Consider the following 17,514-nt stretch of genomic DNA (forward strand, 5'->3'; position numbering starts at 1 on the left):
GAATTATTATTCGTGTAGCGTATTTATGAATTTGCTACTTAGACACTACAACCCGTTCAGTAATCACTGAATCTTGATTTTTCCAGATAACAAAGTATACCCCGTTTTCCAATTGATCAATAGAAATTAAACTTTGCTTAGATTCAACTAAATGGAGCATTACCATTCTACCTTCAATATCTCTGATTTCTATTTCACCTGAATTAATGCTTAAATCAAGTTGGATGTAATCATTTGCAGGATTGGGATAAACCTTGAACGTCAATTGCTCATTTTCATCAAATCCAATACCTGATCCAACTTCAGTGATAAAAGCACAATTTGAAGTGTCAGGACAATTTCCGTCGTCAATAATCACCGCATAATGCCCAGGAGTTGTTACGATAAAATAGCTATCTGTCGCTCCATCAATAATACTGTCTTTGTCACAGTTATACCATTGGTATGTTCCTGTTCCTATAGCGTAAAGCGAATCATTTAAAACTCCAATATCTGCTATTTGTCCTACAGTTCCACCATCCAATACAAAGCTGGCTGTGTCATGACATCCTGCGGCATCTTCTACCACTAAATTGTAAGTGCCAGAAGGGAAATTGTTCAAATCCTGTGGGTCATCATAATCTCCGGTTCCATCAAAACTCCAATCATAAGTAATTGGTGCTAAGGCAGAATAAACTTCTACATCTACCACACCATCATAACTGTTCCAACAAGAAGGATCGGTTAATGTTGAGGTGATTTGCGGATTAGAATCAAAGTTTACAACTACGAATAATTGTCCATTGCAACCTTCAGCATCTTCAACATTTAAGGTAATAAATCCTGAACCCAGATTTTCCATATCCTCCGTGTCATCATAATCTCCTGTACCATCATTGCTCCAGTCAAATAGGAAAGGGGCAGTTCCTAAAATTGAACTCACATATACAGCTCCTGTAGTGTCATAAAAACAATTTAGATGATGAATTGAATCTACAGCAAACTGTACATAGGTTCCATTGTCTCCTGCATTATATATGATTTCATTCAAAGTATCTAAGCAACCTAAATTATCTTGAATAATCACTTGATATGATCCGGCAGAAATAGCTGTTAAATCCTGTGGGTCATCAAAATCTCCTGTTCCGTCATTGTTCCAGTCATAAGTGTAAGGAGCTGTTCCGTTAACCGGTGAAATAGAAATGCTTCCGTTTGATGTTCCATTACAATGAACATCTACTGTATTATCAATTGTAAACTCCAATGGACTATCCACAGGAACTACAACATTTAGGCTTAGTTGGCATCCTGCTCCATCTTCTACCAAAAGGTTATAAGATCCGGCAGTAAGTCCCGTCAAATCTTCTGTATCGTCATTGTCTCCGGTACCGTCATTGTCCCAATCAAAAGTGAATGGGGGAGTTCCTAAAGTGTTTGATATAAAGATTTCTCCAACAGGATTGTTATTGCAATCAACAGGAGTGATAGAGTCTACATCAAATTCAACTCCACCAGCTGTAGAAACGTTGACATAAACACTGCCACCATCTATACAACCGTTGCCATCAATGGCAGTAAGTGTGTACGTTCCTTCAGATAAACCGGTAAGATCTTGCGGGTCATCAAAATCTCCGACGCCATCAGTATCCCAGTCAAACACAACCGGAGGTGATCCATTGGTTACTGTCGTAATTGCACCATCTCCAGCTCCTGTACAGGATTCAGGTGTAACAGTTAAACTTACGCTAAAAGGCGGATCACTTGAAATAGCCACTAAAACCGTATCAGTACAACCATTATTATCTGTAGTGATTGCCTCATATATTCCTGCAAAAAGTCCGGTATAAAGACCTGAGGCTTGCTGCGTGATGTTATTATCAATTGAATACAAATAGGATGGAGTTCCACCTGTTGCTGTTACCTGGAAAGAGCCATCTGCTCCCGCACAACTTTCGTTAGATGCGTTGGTGATACTTAAAACTAACTCAGTTGGAGAGTTTACAGTTATTGCCAATGTGTCAGAAGTTCCAAGATCATCTACCACAATTAAAGTGTATGTTCCGGCAGTTAATCCGCTTAAATCTTCAGGGTCGTCAAAATCTCCTGTTCCGTCATTATCCCAATCATAGGTATAAGGTGCAATTCCGCCTGTGATTGTCACATTAATGGCTCCATCACTGTCACCAAAACAAGTGACATCAACTACATTGTCAACATTAATAACGGGTTGCGCAAATCCTACAAATGAAAAACATATAAGGACGAAAGGAAATAAAACTTTTAGCATACTGATTATTCAGGGTTACAAGTAAATATAAGGGAATTAAATTGAAGAGGTATAAGATTACGTATTCAAATTTTTTATTTCTGAGGTTATTATTTTTTTAGAAGTTAATCTTCGTTGTTTTTTTGAAGATACTTTGGCTTCATCATGAAATTCCCAACCATTTCTGTTAGAGTGTCCCAGCTTTCCGCCTTGTCCTCGTTCTGTTTTACTTTTGCCCCAAGCCATAATTCTGTTAATAAACTGTAATTTTCTTTTTGATAATTTGATGTTCGCTTTGAACTGCAAAAACATATATACCTGCTGAGTAATCAGATAAATCAAGAACAAATTTATTGGATTCAGGAACAAAGTTTGAAATTATCTTACCTGAAGCATTATAAATTATGCATTCATTGATCTGCACTGTACTTTCAATTGTAATGTTTTCTTTAGCCGGATTAGGATACATTTGGACACTATTTTTATCTTCAACCCATCCTAAATCATTAATGTATTCAACGGTAATTGAATCACAGTATTCACAGTTGTTAGCATCTGTGATACATACTAAGCCGGTTCCTCCATATAGATCAGTTGCTACTTGAGAATTTGACATAGAGCCTAATGATGACCAATCTACTGTAATAGGGAAGTTGCCTCCGAACAGGTTTAACAAAACAACTGCATCATTGCAATTGAAACAACTAGCAGTGTCAGATTGATTGTAGGTGAAATAAAGACTATCTGGTGTTGAGATATTAAAATCATCTAGAATTGAACAAGCATTTGTATCCACTAATTCAAAGGAGTAATTTCCACTGCATAAACTATCCAGTACAAATTGATTTGGGGCAAGTTGACTGATGTTTTGAGCTGAAGAATTAATGGTAAAAGGTCCGTTGGAATTATCTACTGTAATGATAGCGCTTCCATTGCAATTGCCAAAACACAATACATCAGTTGTTTGAATGGTAGTACTATAGTTTAGGGAGTTACAGTCCCACATTGAATCCACTAAAATATCTACACATGTGTAGCACATGTAGTTATCCTCAACGCAAACCTGATAGTTTCCAGGAAGCAATCCGGTAAACATTCCTGATGAAACCCATACCGTGTTATTAAGTGTGTATTGATATGGACCATAACCACCTGAAGCAATGGCATCAATTACACCATCTGAGCAGCTTCCACAGGATGAGCTATCTGTAGTATAATTGATTTGTAAGTCTGAATTTAAGCAAGGATCACCATAATTTACAGTAATTGTATCACAGCTGAGACATCCGTAAGTATCCTGTACGCAAACTTCATATTGACCTGTAGTTAAATTATCAAATGTGCCACTTGTTTGCCAAGGTCCTGAATTTAAAGAAAATAAGTACGGATTACCTCCACCACTGGAAGTAGCATAAATTACACCATCATTACAAGTGCTGCATAAAGTACTGTCGGCAATTAATGAAATACTTAAATCAGTATTCAAACAAGGATCTCCGAAATAAACTGTAATGGTATCACAAAACATACATCCATTGAAATCCTGAACACAAACTTCATATTGTCCGGATGGTAAACTTATAAACGAACTGCCTACCTGCCAAGGTCCAGCGTTTAAAGAATATTGATACCCTGGTGTGCCACCTATTCCTGTAGCATTTATTGCACCATCATTACACGAAGAACAATAGGCACTGTCAGTAGTTAATGTCAATTGTAGATTGGAATTAATGCAAGGATTTTGAAAAGGAACGTTAATGGAGTCACATGACATGCATCCGTTACTATCCATTACACATACTTGATAATTACCGGGAGGAACATTGTTGAAAATCCCACTTGTATTGAAAGGAAATCCATTCATCCAATATTGTGCGGCTCCTACAGCATTGATGGCATTTGCAGTTACTGTTCCATCATTACAACCTTGGCAAGACGTAGAATCTGATGATGCTGATATAGTAAGATTATATGTACTGCAAATTGGAACTTCAATTACAGAAATGGTATCACAAACAGTACAATTATTTGAGTCAGTTACACAAACTGTATAATTTCCTGCAAAAAGATTATAAAAATCTCCAATACTTTGTATTGTAATTCCACCATCTATTGAATAATAATATGGTGCGTCTCCACCGCTAGCTAACCCATGAACGGCTCCGTTGTTGCAACCAATGCATGTAGCAGTATCTGCAGTTGTGCTAATTGAAAGTGTTGAGCCTGTGCATGGATCGGGAATAGTAAGAGTGTCACAATAATTACATTGGCCGTTATCTTGAACACATATAGTATATATACCAGCACTTAAACCTGTATAAACTCCATTAGCGCTTATCACACCATCAAGATAAAAGGTGTAAGGAGCTCCTCCACCTGAAGGTAAAATTGTTACTGCACCATCATTGCAGTTTTGACATGAAGTGCCAGTTACAATAGTATTGACAGTCATATCTGGTAAAGAGTTTATATAAATTTGGTTGGAAACTGTTGCCCCGGTAGAGTCTGTTATGGTGTAATTGCTCCAACCTTCACAAATGTTGTCAGCCAAAAAATAAGCGACATTGGAAGTGTAGGTGCCACCATTCGTAAACTGTATGGTGTAAGGCGGAATTCCACCACTAATCCATATGTCATATGAACCGGTACAAGGACCTTCACAAGATAAGTTAGAAGGAAATACAATATTTGCTGTTGTAGCAAAAGAGGTGTCATTATCTACTAAGATAGAATCAGTAAAACTGCAGCCATTGCTGTCTGTTAAAGTAAGTGTATACCAGGCATCACATAAGCCAGTCAATGTGCTGCTTGTAGCTCCTGTATTCCATAGATAGTTAAATGGTAAAGTTCCACTTGTGGGAATGGCCAAAATGGTAGTATTACAACCTGCTCCGGTATTTCCTTGAAGTGAGAACATAAATTCTGCACTTACCGAGTCAATGTAGATTGAATCATCCCATACACAGCCATTTGCATCTGTAACAGTAACATTATATGAACCAGCACACAAGCTATCAATTGACGTAGTAGTTTCGCCGTTAGACCAGCTGTAAGTATATGGAGCAATTCCTGCAATTGGACTTAGTGAAATTTCGCCTGAACAGACTGGTAAACAGCTGGTATTGGAAACTGTAATTTCAAAATCACATACTTCAGCCGGATTGATAGGAGTATTGATAGTATTAGCGATTACATTTTTATAGATAAAAAGCGTATCATCAATACAGGATGATGTATTGGAACCCTCAAAAGGTTTAGTTATGAAATATCCAAATAATGAATCAGTTGGGGAAAGTTTTTTGTAGTAATGCAGATAAGAAATGTTATTCATATTGCCACCTAACGCATACCATCCGTAACATCCTATTGTAGTGGACGCAAGATTAATACTTAAATTGTTGTAAAAAGGAGCAGGTCCTAAAGTTTGAACTGGGTATCCAAAATAAATTGAATCGGGATGCCCATCTGCATACATGAATACCGCATCAAAATATCCTTCCAAATGAAAAGTTATATCATCCTGGCTATCATTGTCTATGTCATATGAAACTGTAGGATAGCCATTGGTAACAAATGTATCTAAAGGAATGATGGTGTATTGCGAAAATCCATCTAAAGAGACAAATAAGCTACATAGCAGAAATATAATAACACTCTTATTCACGGGTATTGGGTTTTGGGTTTAAATAGAGTTAGTTAAGAGACGAGATGTATTTTGTTGTGGTTGTGTAGAATTACTTTAACATCACAACTTCTTCTCCAATCTTTCAATCAAATCATCATAAACAACTTGAAGATTGGCATCAACATTTGCTTTTCCGTTTTCAATTTGCGTGATTAGAGCGTTTAAAGTTTCTTGTTCTTGATTTTCGCTAGAAATCTGTATTTCTGCGTAGATGAATTCTGCCCAATTATCCATGTCAGTAATGTCTAATACAGTGGAATTATAAAAGCAATTGGCAAATTGTGGCATCTTGTTCTGAACGTATTGATAAGCTCTCAAACCAACAGTTTCTGCATAAAATCCATCTGCACCTTTCATTGAAAAAGTGAAAACTTCAAAGTAAAAGCAACTATTTAATGAGTCTTTTGAATTTAAGCTGTCAGCAATGGTGAGCATTAATGCATCATCTGCCGTCTTAAGTTCTTTATTGAAATGAATTTCTTCAAAATAAGAGAGGATGGCAGTATCTGTTAATACTGCTTCTGTAATGGTGGAGTCTTGTCCGCTTATGATAGTAGGAGCGAGGCGTTGCTCAGTTTCTTCCTGGCCATTACAAGAGATTATTGTTGTTGCAAGAAGGATGTATAAAAGCAATTGGATTTTCATGTGTTGGGTTTGGGTATGATAAATATACTATTTAGACTGAAAAATGGTGTATTCTTATAAATTGGCCTTTATTCGTTTAATTTCAGATTGACTTCTTTTCCTGGTCCTGGAATTACAATTGGTCCAAATGACTGCCTTATTCAATTTAGGGTAGTAATCTGCGACTCCTGCATCCAATAATTGCATGTTGAAATTAGTAGCGTAGACAATATAATCCTGATTTAAAATGAAGCGAAATCCGCAATTTGATACTTGATTGTCGGTGTACAAATCAATTGTGTCTTTTTTTAAGTTGCCTTTGAATACCTCATTAACCACTAGTTTATAATGAGCAATTTGTAGAGTTGGTTTCCCTCTTTCTCTGATGACATCAATACCATTTATTTTGTCTCGTATTTGAACCGAATCTATTAGTTGAATTGTATCAACAGAAATGATGCGTGCAGTAAAAACATGATCCGATTGCTTAATTCCTTCTTGAACTGTAGGAATATTACCTTGTTTTGTTGAAAAGCCTATAAACGTTAAAAGGGCAAATAGTATTGATAATAAAGATTTCATGATCATTGTCAATATAATAACTATCTCACAACATATTCAAGACCTAAGTCCTGCACAAAGGCTTTTAAGTTTTCAAAACCAGTTGAGGAAAGTCCATCAGAAGCATAGAATGGCTTGGTTCTAATGCCTGAACACATAAAACAAACGCTTACTTGTGCAATTAGTTTGTCATCTTTAATAAATCAAACCACAACATGCTTTGATACCTAATTATAAATAGGGTCAAGTTCAATTGGTAATCTTTTAATCAAAGTTGATTTAACAAATAAAGTAGGAATGAATAGAATTGTAAGGAAAGCAGTTAAACCCATTAGAACAAACATTATAAAAACTCCAGAATTATTGTTTAACCCGTTCTTTAATATAGCAGATATACATGCGTAAAATGACATTAGTGTAGCTACTATTCCTATAAATAAAAACAATGGACCGGGCCAAATAGATAATTTCAGAATAGTGCTATTACCTTCTTTATGTAATTTACCTCTTCCAATGCTAATAATTTGTTTTACTCCTTTTCTATTCAAAACGATATCCATTTTTAATTTTTCAGGAGTTCTTTTATGGGTCCATTCTGCATAAAGAATACCTAAAAATCCAATATTGCCTATCTCGATTTTTTTCTTTTGTCTTAAACTTTCTAAGACAGTTGATTGATTTGAATCTATTGTAATACTTACATTGTTCATTTCAACTTACCTATAAATCAACACCGATCCACTATTTCTAAGAATACCAAATTCGGTATAATAAAAACTTATTGCCAATCTATCACTACTTCCATCAATAAATTTAGAGAGTGAAGTTATCTCCATGCTTTTAGGATCAATCAACTCACCATTTTCATTAATTTCCACCGGAATGTTTTCGGTTTTTTTTGAATAAACAAAACTAATTTTTGCAGTTGTCATTTGCAAATCTGTTGATTCTCCTTCTTCAGTTTTAGACATGATTTTTATAATCGAAGCATTTATCAAAAAATCTACATCAACTGTGTCCACCAATTCAATAGAAACCGTAGAGTCATATTTTTCTGAGTAAATGGTTAGGTAGTGTTCCACAGATTTTGGAGTATTCTGAGAGAAAGAACTATTGGCTACCAAAGTGAAACACATTAAGAAGGATAATACTTTAGAAGATCTCATAAAACTTGAGTTTTACTAAAGGTAGTTAAAATCTGGTGTTGAATCAATTGGAAGGATTTAGTCGCTAACAAAATAATAAGTGGATATGAAATTACCTCTACGTTTTACACAAACAATAACTCAACTTTTACTTGCCATTTTGAGGTAAAATGGAAGCACATATTTTTATTAGATCATTCAATAATTTTTCTTCATCAATTGGTTTGTGAATGATCTGTAGAGGATCGATTGAACGTGCGCGATTTACCGTTGCTTCATCAGAATTTCCTGTGATAAATATAATATTTGAATTAAGTTCTTCTTTTATCTTAGCAGAAGTGACAACTCCATCTAATTCTCCTTTTATACCTATGTCCATCAATATCAAATCTGGCCTTTTTTCTAATGCCATGCTAATAGCCTTTAAACCAGATTGGGCATGTCCAACTAATGTACAGCCAGCCCTTTTTATAATGTTTTCAATAAACATTTTTATAATAATATCGTCTTCTACTAATAGAATATTTAAGGGCATAATTTTTTATTAAAGCATTTCATTAAAACTAATTTTATAGGATGTACCATTTTCGGTATTTAGATAATATTCTCCCTCTAATTGTTGACACAAGCTATCAATTAAAGATAGGCCGAGGGTGTTTTTTTCAAGGCAAACTTTTTCTCTGTCAAATCCTATTCCGTTGTCTTCAATTGTTAGAAGAAGTGTGGAATCTTGGTTTTGGCTTAAAGTGATAGAAATAATAGATGATGTAATATCATTAAAAGCATATTTATAAGAATTTGTCAGGATTTCTGTGACTATAATTCCTAATGGAATGGCTGTATCCATATTAAGATGGATTTCCGGTATGGACATTTTTAATTTAACTTCTTCATTATTTCCATGAAATGACATAGCTATAGAATTAGCTAATTTTTTTATATAATCTGAAATATTGATCTGTGATAAATTATCGGCTTGATATAACAGTTCATGGACCAAAGCCATAGAATTTATTCTGTATTGGCTTTTAACAAAAACTTCTTTAAGATGTTCGTCTTCAATTTTTGAAGCTTGTAATGACATTAAACTTGTCACAACTTGCATATTGTTTTTTACCCTGTGATGTATTTCTTTTAACATCACATTTTTTTCATGAAGTGATTGAAGGGTTTTTGATTTAATTTCCTCTTCTGCTTCTACTAAAGCAGTAATTTCATAACGCATTGATAAGTACTTTTGTACTTTGTTGTTATTAATAAAAGGTACAATTGTGGTAAATACCCAGTAAAAAGAACCATCCTTTTTTTTATTACGAATGTTTCCTTTCCAAATGTTTCCATTTCCAATTGTTTTCCACAAGTCTTTCCAAAATTCTTTTGGATGAAGATTAGAATTAACGATACTTTGATTTTGCCCTATAAGTTCATCTCTTGAGTATTGGCTTATCTCACAAAACAGGTCATTAACATAAATGATATTTCCTTTGAGATCAGTATATGATACAATTGCAGAACTATTTAGCGCATTTTTATAATTTTCAGCAACTCTTCTTGTTTCTTCAGCTACTTGATTTCTAAGCTCTAGTTCTTCATTTAAATAAAGTAATCCGAATAATATGCCTTGAATTTCAGGATCTTTTTCAAGCAGGATTTGTTCATCTGTTAGTTTGAAATCTCCTTGGGCAATTTCCAAAAAATATTGATTAATTATTTTTAAGAGTTTGGTCATAAAATTTCAATAAAAAATCAATGGATTCTTCAAATGTCGTATGAACACTGTAGTTTTTGTATCCTATAAATCCTAATAAAAAAGAAGCAGTTGTATTAGCAAATTGTTTTTTTCCTGAACAAATTGCAATGTGATCAAACTTATCTTTTAATTCCTTCATTCTTTTTCTGATGTAGATTCTCATTTCAGTATTGGGTCTGCGTACATTTTCTGTATTAAGCACCACACTTTGTTTGGTCTTTCTTTCTTGAAGGAGGAATTCAACTCTTGATAAATAAGCTTTGATATCTTCAAGATCACGATTAGGATTCTGGTCAACTACTATAATGTTGTCATTAAATAAATAGACGACCTCGTCAACAGACTTCATTGGCAATTATCTAAAATTGGCATAAATTCTGGGCCTAACAAAATTACGATTAATAAGGGGGAATGCTAGGTGATATTAGGGATTTTAGACCAATATTAAATTGTTGTAGACAAACAAATCTAAATTGCACTTTTTTAAACTCAACGATAGTTTATAAGAGCTAATTTTATAAGTAAAATATAGTGGGTCTCATTCTATTTATGTTCACAAATAACTAGATGATAAAATGTTAAATTTAGTATTGTGTCATCCAACAGTTGAAGCCCTATCAAATCCAACTGTTTCTCTATAAAATTGAGGGGAGACATCTACATTTTTTTTAAAAAATCTACTGAAGTAATATTCGTCATTATAACCTAATTCATAGGCGATTTCCTTAATTGTTTTATTGGTTAAATACAATTCTCTTTTGGCTTCCAGTATGATGCGTTCAGCTATTAATTCGGTTAGTGTTTTATTAAAATGGATTTTTGTGAGTCTAGATAATGCCTTTGGTGTTATAGCAAGCATATCAGCATATTCGCTAGCCGAATGTTTTGACTTGTAATGCTTTTCAATATAATTCTTCAAATTCTGAAGAATGAAGGGTTCTTCGCTATCAGAGCTTACATTTTTTTTCGTGGTCTGCTGTTCTGTTTTTAATCTTGATGCCGTGATTAAAAAGATTTTTAAATAGGAAATCAACAATTCATACTGTGCTAAAGCTGACTTTTGCATTTCGTCCTTGAATTGTGTAATGATCATTTCAAAATTTGTTGCAGCTTTATCTTCAATTTCAACCGTTGGTGTACTGTAAATATCATTGAATAATACTCCATCACAGGCAACCTCTTTATGATGTTTGTGAATACAAAAAAAGTCAGGATGAAAATGAATTATCACTCCACTTAATTTAGTTTGAGCTTCAATTAAAAATGGCTGGTAAGGAGAAAAGCATAACATCATATTTTCATTAAAAATATATTCTGAAAAATCGGCTTTTAGAATGCCATTACCCTTCTGTATCCAAATAATAGAATAGTAATTTAATCTTTGAACCTGATCAAAAGGGTTTTCCTCTTCAAAATGACATACTTTAAATGCCAGCTTACCTGTTGTTGGATTCACAAGTGTGAGGTTGTTATTTTGCACCATAATCAAACATTTAAAACAGTTTTCTTTCTGTTTCTTTAATTTTTAAATCGTTTATACTGGCAAATCGTTTTTGCATAAGGCCATTTTCATTAAACTCCCAAAGCTCATTTCCGTAAGCCCTATACCATTGGTCGTTTTCGTCTTGAAATTCATACTCAAACCTAACAGCCATTCTATTTTCTCTAAAGCCCCACAATTCTTTCTTTAGTTTATAATGTTTTTCTTTTTCCCATTTTTTGGTTAAAAATGCTATGATCTCTTCTCTACCATTGATAAACTGGGTTCTATTTCGCCATTCTGAGTCTACAGTATAAGCTTTTGAAACTTTAATTGGGTCTTTAGAGTTCCACGCATCTTCTGCCTTTTGAACTTTTTCAACTGCTGTTGCTAAGTTAAATGGAGGAAGCGGATAACTTTTTTCTTGATTCATGATTTAGTATTGAATTAATAAAGGAAATACGGAACTCCATATTTCCTTTATTTGATTTATATGTTTTCGGCTAAAGGGAAATCTACAGGAACCTTTGTTAGGTTATGCAAGTAATTCATAGCAGTTTTATCACTTACCTGGAGGATTAAATCCACAAGATTTTCTTTGTTATATCCTTGCGCAAAGAAGTCATTCACATTTTCACTGCTTGCCCTTCCTCTGTTTTTAGTGATATCTGCAGCCAATTTTACTAAAGCGTTCAATTTATTGTTTTCACTTTTTCCTTTTCTGATATCCAATAATTGATCGTCATTGAATCCGTTCATTTTACCTAATACCAAATGAGCACTTTGGCAGTAAATACATCCATTTACCTGACTTACTATGAGGTTAACAGCTTCTTTTTCTTTATTATTTAATGAAGTTTTAGCGTTTTGATAGTCCAAAAATCGCTTTAAACCATTGTCAGAATAACCAATAGTGGCATAGAGATTTGGTACAAAACCTAAGGCTTTGTCTAGATTGTCAAAGATCTCTTGATTGGTTGAATTTACTTCACTTCTTGTTGGAACGTTGAATTCCGTTGCAGTTAAATTTTCCATTTTGTATTTGTTAAATATTGTTCGTCAATATTGACAATACAAAGTTGAAGCAGAATGCAACGGATTAAAATGGATTATTGTCGTTTATGGATGGACGATTTTCTAATTGTAATCAGCTATCCAATTACATTTTTATCAATTTCATTGATTTAGATTGGTCATCTTTTGATACTCTAACAAGATAAGAGCCTGCTGCTAATGTGGAAATGTTAACAATGTCACCGAGGTAATTACTTTCACTATAAATTATTTTACCAGATAGGTCTAACAACTCCAGATTTACTGATTCTTCAATATTTTGGATGGCAAATTCTTCTTTAACCGGATTAGGATAAATTTGAATATTATCCATGCTATTTTCAGTGATTGTCATTCCGGTCCATGGGGAGGTGTTATAACTTTCTACAAACTCAACAGAACAATCATAATAAACTTTAAAGATCCAATACCTGTGGTAATTACAACTACCCATGAAACAGTTAAAACCTATTGAGTAAGTAAGTTGTACATAATCAGGGTATATAGTGTCTTGTATATCAACTGGATCTGGCCATGGATATGAATCTCCTTGCGCTAAATAAACCATAGGTGCTTGCATAAAAGCATCAGCCAAAGCAGACATGTTATAACTACTGTCTGATTCAAAAATGGCATAATATGAATAGCTGTTAAAATTGGTCAAGTTAAGATAATGAGTACTTATTAAGCTATCTATGTAATTATCCCCAGTAGGGATTGAACCAATACTTAAAGAGTCCATCCATGCAAGTGATGAATCTGCTTTAACAATTATTCTGTCCAAAATATAAGGTATGGTTGTATGCGCAAAGTAATATCCACCTGTTAGTGAATCTGCTTCCGGAATGTTTTGTGCGTTTTTTACAGCTATTAATGCATTAAGAGCCGTGTCTGCATGACTTTGAGGAATGTGAATACTGTCTTTATAAGTTAAATTTTCGGCAAAAATCTTTCTTAAAGCGAGTCGTTTGGCATCCTCCATATACAAGGCTTTAACACTATCTGATGCAAAGCAAGATGATTGTACAATTTGGGCTTGACCATTATTAATAGCAAAGCAAGCTAACAGTAGGGTTAAATAACTTTTCATTACAAATCAGACGGAATAAAATTGGTTTGAGTTGCTAATTAGATATGATAATCGATTGAATCAATTGAATTAAAAGTTTTTTAGTCCCCCCCCTCTAATACAAACAATTACGTTTAGCTTAGTAAAATAGAAAAGCCTAAAACATCAATTATGAAAAATCTTCGATTACTGCTATTAGTATTTACATTAGCAATTCCTTTAAATAATCTATTTAGCCAAACCATTTCCGGAACATTTGCAACTGTACCTTGTGACAATGACGGTGTTTTGGATGTGACTACAACAGGATTAGTTCCTCCAATAGATTATACATATTATTTGGGAGGAGCTACAATTACTCACCCAGGAGTTGGTTCAACATCAGATCAATTGACCAATATTCCAATGTCTAGCACTGGTTCGATAGCCATTTATGCAACAGACGGAACAAATAGTGCATGGAATAATGTAAGTTATACGTCTGCGTTTGGATTCTATTTAGGTTCAACAAATGCAGTTTGTCCATCAACTATGGGAACTTTAAACGCGACTCAATTTTCTGGTGGAGCAGGACCGTTTTCATTTTTATGGACAGATACGCTTACCTTAAATACTTTATCTGGTAACAATATATCAGCTCCTCTTGGAAATTATAGTTGTGTAATCACGGATGCCGGTTCAGGTTGTGTTTTAGATATGACCGATTCTTCTACAGTATCAATTTCTCAAACATCTTCAGTTACAGCTACAACAAGTTCTACTGTTGCAAGTTGCACCAATGGAACTGCAACAGCCACAGGTACAGGAGGAGTAGGACCTTATACTTATCTTTGGATGAATGGAGCAACAAGTTCTACGATTAGCGGTTTGACTCAAAATAATTATTCAGTTGTAGTTACTGATGCTCAAGGTTGTCAATCGCCAACAATTAACATTTTTGTATCACAAAACCCGCTAATTTCAGTTAATACTACAGTAACTGATGCCAGCTGTGTACAAAATGATGGAAGTATTATAGCTTTTGGTTCAGGAGGAGTTGCTCCTTATACATACGCTTGGAGTAATGGACAAAATACGAATACTGCGAGCAACTTAACAGGAGGGAGTGTATATACAGTTATTGCAACGGATGCAAATGGATGCATAGGTCAATCCACTTCAGTGGTTGGTACTAGTTCTCCAATTTCAGTAACCTATTCTTCTACACCAAGTGATTGTACAACGCCAAATGGTTCAGCAACACTTGCACCAACGGGGGGAACACCACCTTATACTTATCAATGGAATACTACACCTGTTGTAAATACAGCAACTATTTCAAATTTATCTCCAGGGACATATTCTTTTAGTGTAACAGATGCCTTAGGTTGTGTTAATAATGGTTCAGTAGTTATAAGCCCATCAAGTACAATTAACGCCAGTATTCAGTCTTCAAATGTCGTTTGTCCAAGTACAAGCGGAAATGTTTGGGTTAATGTTTCAGGAACAAATCCTCCATTTACGTATTTATGGAATAATGCGGCAACAAGTAGTCAAATTTCAACTGTTCCAACAGGTGCCTATAATTGCGTAATTACAGATGCAAATGGCTGTTCGATTACAAAGTATAAAACACTTTCAACAACATCTCCTTTAACAATTGGAATAGCCACTACACCTGTTTCTTGTATTTATAATTCAGATGGAGGTGCAACAGCTTCAGTTTTTGGAGGAACACCTCCTTACACTTATGCATATTCAAATGGCGGAAATTCAGCAACCGTTTCAGGTTTAAGTATGGGAACTCAAACCGTAACTGTTACAGATGCTAATGGTTGTATTAAAACAGAAACATTTTATATAGGAAATGGCAATACCACAGATGATTGTTATTGTACCATTACCGGAACTGTATATCTGGATGGAAATAGTGATTGTGTATTTGATACAGGAGAACAAGGAATTCAAAATGTAATGGTGCATTGTTCAGGTTACGGCTATACTTTTACGGATGCTAATGGAGTGTATAGTTTTCAGGTTCCTACCGGGAATTTTACCATTACAGAGCAAGTTAATGCATATTATCCATTGTCTTCTTGTCAAGCAACAAGTACTAGTGTAAATGTTGTTGCCGGTTCAGGATGTACAACGGTTGTGGATATTTCTAATGATGTCAATGTGATTAATGATTTGAAAATAACAACTTGCAATTTGAATATTCCACCCGTACCCGGAAATTATTGGTCTCAGTTGATGATTGTGAAAAATATGGGGACTGTGGTTGAGAATGACATTCAATTAGGATATGAGCATGATGGTCAGTTGTTTTATGATAATTCAACAATTCCAAATTTTATACAAAGCGGAGGTCCTAATCATTTTGGTGTACAATCAGGTTTTCCGGTTTTAGATCCAAATGCATCTACAACAAATTTGGTGTCCTATAATGTTCCTACAAATATTCCATTAGGTACAGGAATTAATCATTATGACTCTGTTGCAAATGCAGCTCCAATTGGAGTTAATTGGTTGTTGGATTTTACACCATGGAACAATGTAAATCATTTTCAAACAGTTGTAATTGGATCTTATGACCCTAATTATAAAGAAGTTTATCCTGCGGGAATAGGAACAGAAGGATATATTAGTTCAGATGTAACAGAGTTTGATTATACAATTCACTTTCAAAATGAAGGAACTTATTTTGCACAGAATGTTGTGATTACTGATCAGTTAGATGGTGATTTAGATTGGACTTCTTTAACACCAGGGTACTCTGACCACAATTATACCATGACCTTAAGTGAAAGTGGATTGATCACATTTAATTTTGAAAATATCAATCTACCTTGGAAAAGTGTATACGGAGACGCATTAAGTTCAGGCCTTGTACAATACAGTATACGCAGATTACCGTCAAATGCTCAGGGAACAGTTTTTGAAAATACAGCTTCCATTTATTTTGATTACAATGCGCCAATCATAACAAATACTACAGTGAATACCTTAAGTGATTCTGTTTTTAATGGGGTAGAGGAGATAGCAGTTGAAAAGGAAGATGAGAAGATAACGGTAGATATCTATCCTGTACCTGCACATGACGCTATCACATTTAAAATAAATAACGTTTTGCAAAATGATCAGGCAAGTCTGTACATTGTTGACATGATGGGGAATATTGTGCGGTCTGAAAGAATTTTATTGAGTGAAGGTACAACCTTTATAAGTCAAAATGTTGCTGATTTATCTCCGGGAAATTATATTACCAAAGTTCATTTTGAAAACGGACTTACTATTGTGAAGAAAATAATTCTCTTTTAATTGAGAATTTCAAATATTAAAAGCCGATTCATTTAAATGAGTCGGCTTTTTTGTTAATTCTCCGTTCCCTTTTGCAGAAATGCTTCAAATTTGTGAAGATCTTTGGTGTATCCAATAGGATCTACAAGTACATTTAATTCTACATTAGTGATTACGTACAATGGTTGTGTATTAAATCCAAAAGTTTCTGATTCAAGTTGGATGTTGTAATCACCTAAAGTACTACCATTAGATAATTCTGTTTTATCGTCAACATACAAAGTGCAAAACACAAAATTACTTTCAATAGTGTGCCTAATTTCAGAGTGATCCAAAATTTCCCAGGCCAATTTAGAGTTACCGGTAGTGTTCCATCCGGTGAACATTATCAATATTGGTTTTTTGCAATTAGCTGCACAGTCCTTGGCATCACCAATCGTGTGATATGATTTATAATTTAATTCTTTGCTGTAGCCATAATTAAGATCTTCTTCAGTGAATTTACATTGGCAATCATTCTTAACGCATGATGAGAGGCTGATTATCAATTGAAGAAATATTAGTTTTCGCATTTCATTCCTTTTAGATTAAACGACATTTCTTCATGAGTATTTCGAAAAGAA

At 34.3% G+C, this 17,514-nt stretch carries 15 protein-coding genes; 1 reads left to right on the plus strand and 14 read right to left on the minus strand.

Annotated elements, in window-relative coordinates; translation table 11 throughout:
- Positions 1-34 precede the first annotated feature (34 nt).
- The 13 genes from K6119_RS00475 to K6119_RS00535 all read right to left on the minus strand — a co-directional run bounded on the left by K6119_RS00475 (position 35) and on the right by K6119_RS00535 (position 13,633).
- Positions 35-2,266: a T9SS type A sorting domain-containing protein gene (locus K6119_RS00475; RefSeq protein ID WP_221834522.1), complete on the minus strand. Its 2,232-nt coding sequence runs from the start codon at positions 2,264-2,266 to the stop codon at positions 35-37.
- A gap of 232 nt (positions 2,267-2,498) precedes the next feature.
- Positions 2,499-5,909: a T9SS type A sorting domain-containing protein gene (locus K6119_RS00480; protein WP_221834521.1), complete on the minus strand. Its 3,411-nt coding sequence runs from the start codon at positions 5,907-5,909 to the stop codon at positions 2,499-2,501.
- Positions 5,910-5,990: 81 nt separating this feature from the next.
- Entirely contained in the window at positions 5,991-6,575 is a 585-nt protein-coding gene (locus K6119_RS00485) for a hypothetical protein (RefSeq protein WP_221834520.1), read from the minus strand.
- A 54-nt stretch (positions 6,576-6,629) separates the two neighbouring features.
- Positions 6,630-7,136 carry a hypothetical protein gene (locus K6119_RS00490; RefSeq protein ID WP_221834519.1) on the minus strand — a complete coding sequence of 169 codons (507 nt, stop codon included), beginning with the start codon at positions 7,134-7,136 and terminating at the stop codon, positions 6,630-6,632.
- Between the two features lie 206 nt (positions 7,137-7,342).
- On the minus strand, positions 7,343-7,825 hold the full coding sequence (locus tag K6119_RS00495; RefSeq protein ID WP_221834518.1) for a hypothetical protein: 483 nt from the start codon (positions 7,823-7,825) through the stop codon (positions 7,343-7,345).
- Positions 7,826-7,831: 6 nt separating this feature from the next.
- Positions 7,832-8,281, minus strand: coding sequence for a hypothetical protein (locus tag K6119_RS00500; RefSeq protein WP_221834517.1), 450 nt, complete (start codon positions 8,279-8,281; stop codon positions 7,832-7,834).
- Between the two features lie 127 nt (positions 8,282-8,408).
- Positions 8,409-8,795, minus strand: a complete 387-nt coding sequence (locus tag K6119_RS00505) for a response regulator (protein ID WP_221834516.1) — start codon at positions 8,793-8,795, stop codon at positions 8,409-8,411.
- A gap of 9 nt (positions 8,796-8,804) precedes the next feature.
- Complete coding sequence (locus tag K6119_RS00510; RefSeq protein WP_221834515.1) at positions 8,805-9,989, minus strand: sensor histidine kinase; 1,185 nt, start codon at positions 9,987-9,989, stop codon at positions 8,805-8,807.
- Positions 9,964-10,359 carry a hypothetical protein gene (locus tag K6119_RS00515; protein ID WP_221834514.1) on the minus strand — a complete coding sequence of 132 codons (396 nt, stop codon included), beginning with the start codon at positions 10,357-10,359 and terminating at the stop codon, positions 9,964-9,966. The genes K6119_RS00510 and K6119_RS00515 overlap by 26 nt, the downstream gene beginning before the upstream one ends.
- A gap of 246 nt (positions 10,360-10,605) precedes the next feature.
- A complete protein-coding gene (locus K6119_RS00520; RefSeq protein ID WP_237828064.1) occupies positions 10,606-11,493 on the minus strand; it encodes a helix-turn-helix domain-containing protein in 888 nt (295 codons plus the stop codon).
- Between the two features lie 10 nt (positions 11,494-11,503).
- Positions 11,504-11,923, minus strand: a complete 420-nt coding sequence (locus K6119_RS00525) for a nuclear transport factor 2 family protein (RefSeq protein WP_221834513.1) — start codon at positions 11,921-11,923, stop codon at positions 11,504-11,506.
- 56 nt (positions 11,924-11,979) lie between these two features.
- Positions 11,980-12,525, minus strand: a complete 546-nt coding sequence (locus K6119_RS00530) for a carboxymuconolactone decarboxylase family protein (RefSeq protein ID WP_221834512.1) — start codon at positions 12,523-12,525, stop codon at positions 11,980-11,982.
- Positions 12,526-12,649: 124 nt separating this feature from the next.
- Complete coding sequence (locus K6119_RS00535) at positions 12,650-13,633, minus strand: T9SS type A sorting domain-containing protein (RefSeq protein ID WP_221834511.1); 984 nt, start codon at positions 13,631-13,633, stop codon at positions 12,650-12,652.
- Between the two features lie 150 nt (positions 13,634-13,783).
- Here K6119_RS00535 and K6119_RS00540 point away from each other — a divergent pair, with 150 nt between their 5' ends.
- Complete coding sequence (locus K6119_RS00540; RefSeq protein ID WP_221834510.1) at positions 13,784-16,912, plus strand: DUF7619 domain-containing protein; 3,129 nt, start codon at positions 13,784-13,786, stop codon at positions 16,910-16,912.
- A 53-nt stretch (positions 16,913-16,965) separates the two neighbouring features.
- Here K6119_RS00540 and K6119_RS00545 read toward each other — a convergent pair whose 3' ends face one another.
- Complete coding sequence (locus tag K6119_RS00545; RefSeq protein WP_221834509.1) at positions 16,966-17,463, minus strand: hypothetical protein; 498 nt, start codon at positions 17,461-17,463, stop codon at positions 16,966-16,968.
- Positions 17,464-17,514 lie beyond the last annotated feature (51 nt).

The organism is Paracrocinitomix mangrovi, assembly GCF_019740355.2.
Lineage (GTDB): Bacteria > Bacteroidota > Bacteroidia > Flavobacteriales_D > Crocinitomicaceae > Paracrocinitomix > Paracrocinitomix mangrovi.

Excerpts from the sequence above, each read along its gene's own strand:
- K6119_RS00475 (WP_221834522.1), bottom strand. The coding sequence starts at position 2,266 with ATGCTAAAAGTTTTATTTCCTTTCGTCCTTATATGTTTTTCATTTGTA.
- K6119_RS00485 (WP_221834520.1), bottom strand. The coding sequence starts at position 6,575 with ATGAAAATCCAATTGCTTTTATACATCCTTCTTGCAACAACAATAATC.
- K6119_RS00490 (WP_221834519.1), bottom strand. The coding sequence starts at position 7,136 with ATGAAATCTTTATTATCAATACTATTTGCCCTTTTAACGTTTATAGGC.
- K6119_RS00495 (WP_221834518.1), bottom strand. The coding sequence starts at position 7,825 with ATGAACAATGTAAGTATTACAATAGATTCAAATCAATCAACTGTCTTA.
- K6119_RS00500 (WP_221834517.1), bottom strand. The coding sequence starts at position 8,281 with ATGAGATCTTCTAAAGTATTATCCTTCTTAATGTGTTTCACTTTGGTA.
- K6119_RS00505 (WP_221834516.1), bottom strand. The coding sequence starts at position 8,795 with ATGCCCTTAAATATTCTATTAGTAGAAGACGATATTATTATAAAAATG.
- K6119_RS00510 (WP_221834515.1), bottom strand. The coding sequence starts at position 9,989 with ATGACCAAACTCTTAAAAATAATTAATCAATATTTTTTGGAAATTGCC.
- K6119_RS00515 (WP_221834514.1), bottom strand. The coding sequence starts at position 10,359 with ATGAAGTCTGTTGACGAGGTCGTCTATTTATTTAATGACAACATTATA.
- K6119_RS00520 (WP_237828064.1), bottom strand. The coding sequence starts at position 11,493 with ATGGTGCAAAATAACAACCTCACACTTGTGAATCCAACAACAGGTAAG.
- K6119_RS00525 (WP_221834513.1), bottom strand. The coding sequence starts at position 11,923 with ATGAATCAAGAAAAAAGTTATCCGCTTCCTCCATTTAACTTAGCAACA.
- K6119_RS00530 (WP_221834512.1), bottom strand. The coding sequence starts at position 12,525 with ATGGAAAATTTAACTGCAACGGAATTCAACGTTCCAACAAGAAGTGAA.
- K6119_RS00535 (WP_221834511.1), bottom strand. The coding sequence starts at position 13,633 with ATGAAAAGTTATTTAACCCTACTGTTAGCTTGCTTTGCTATTAATAAT.
- K6119_RS00540 (WP_221834510.1), top strand. The coding sequence starts at position 13,784 with ATGAAAAATCTTCGATTACTGCTATTAGTATTTACATTAGCAATTCCT.
- K6119_RS00545 (WP_221834509.1), bottom strand. The coding sequence starts at position 17,463 with ATGCGAAAACTAATATTTCTTCAATTGATAATCAGCCTCTCATCATGC.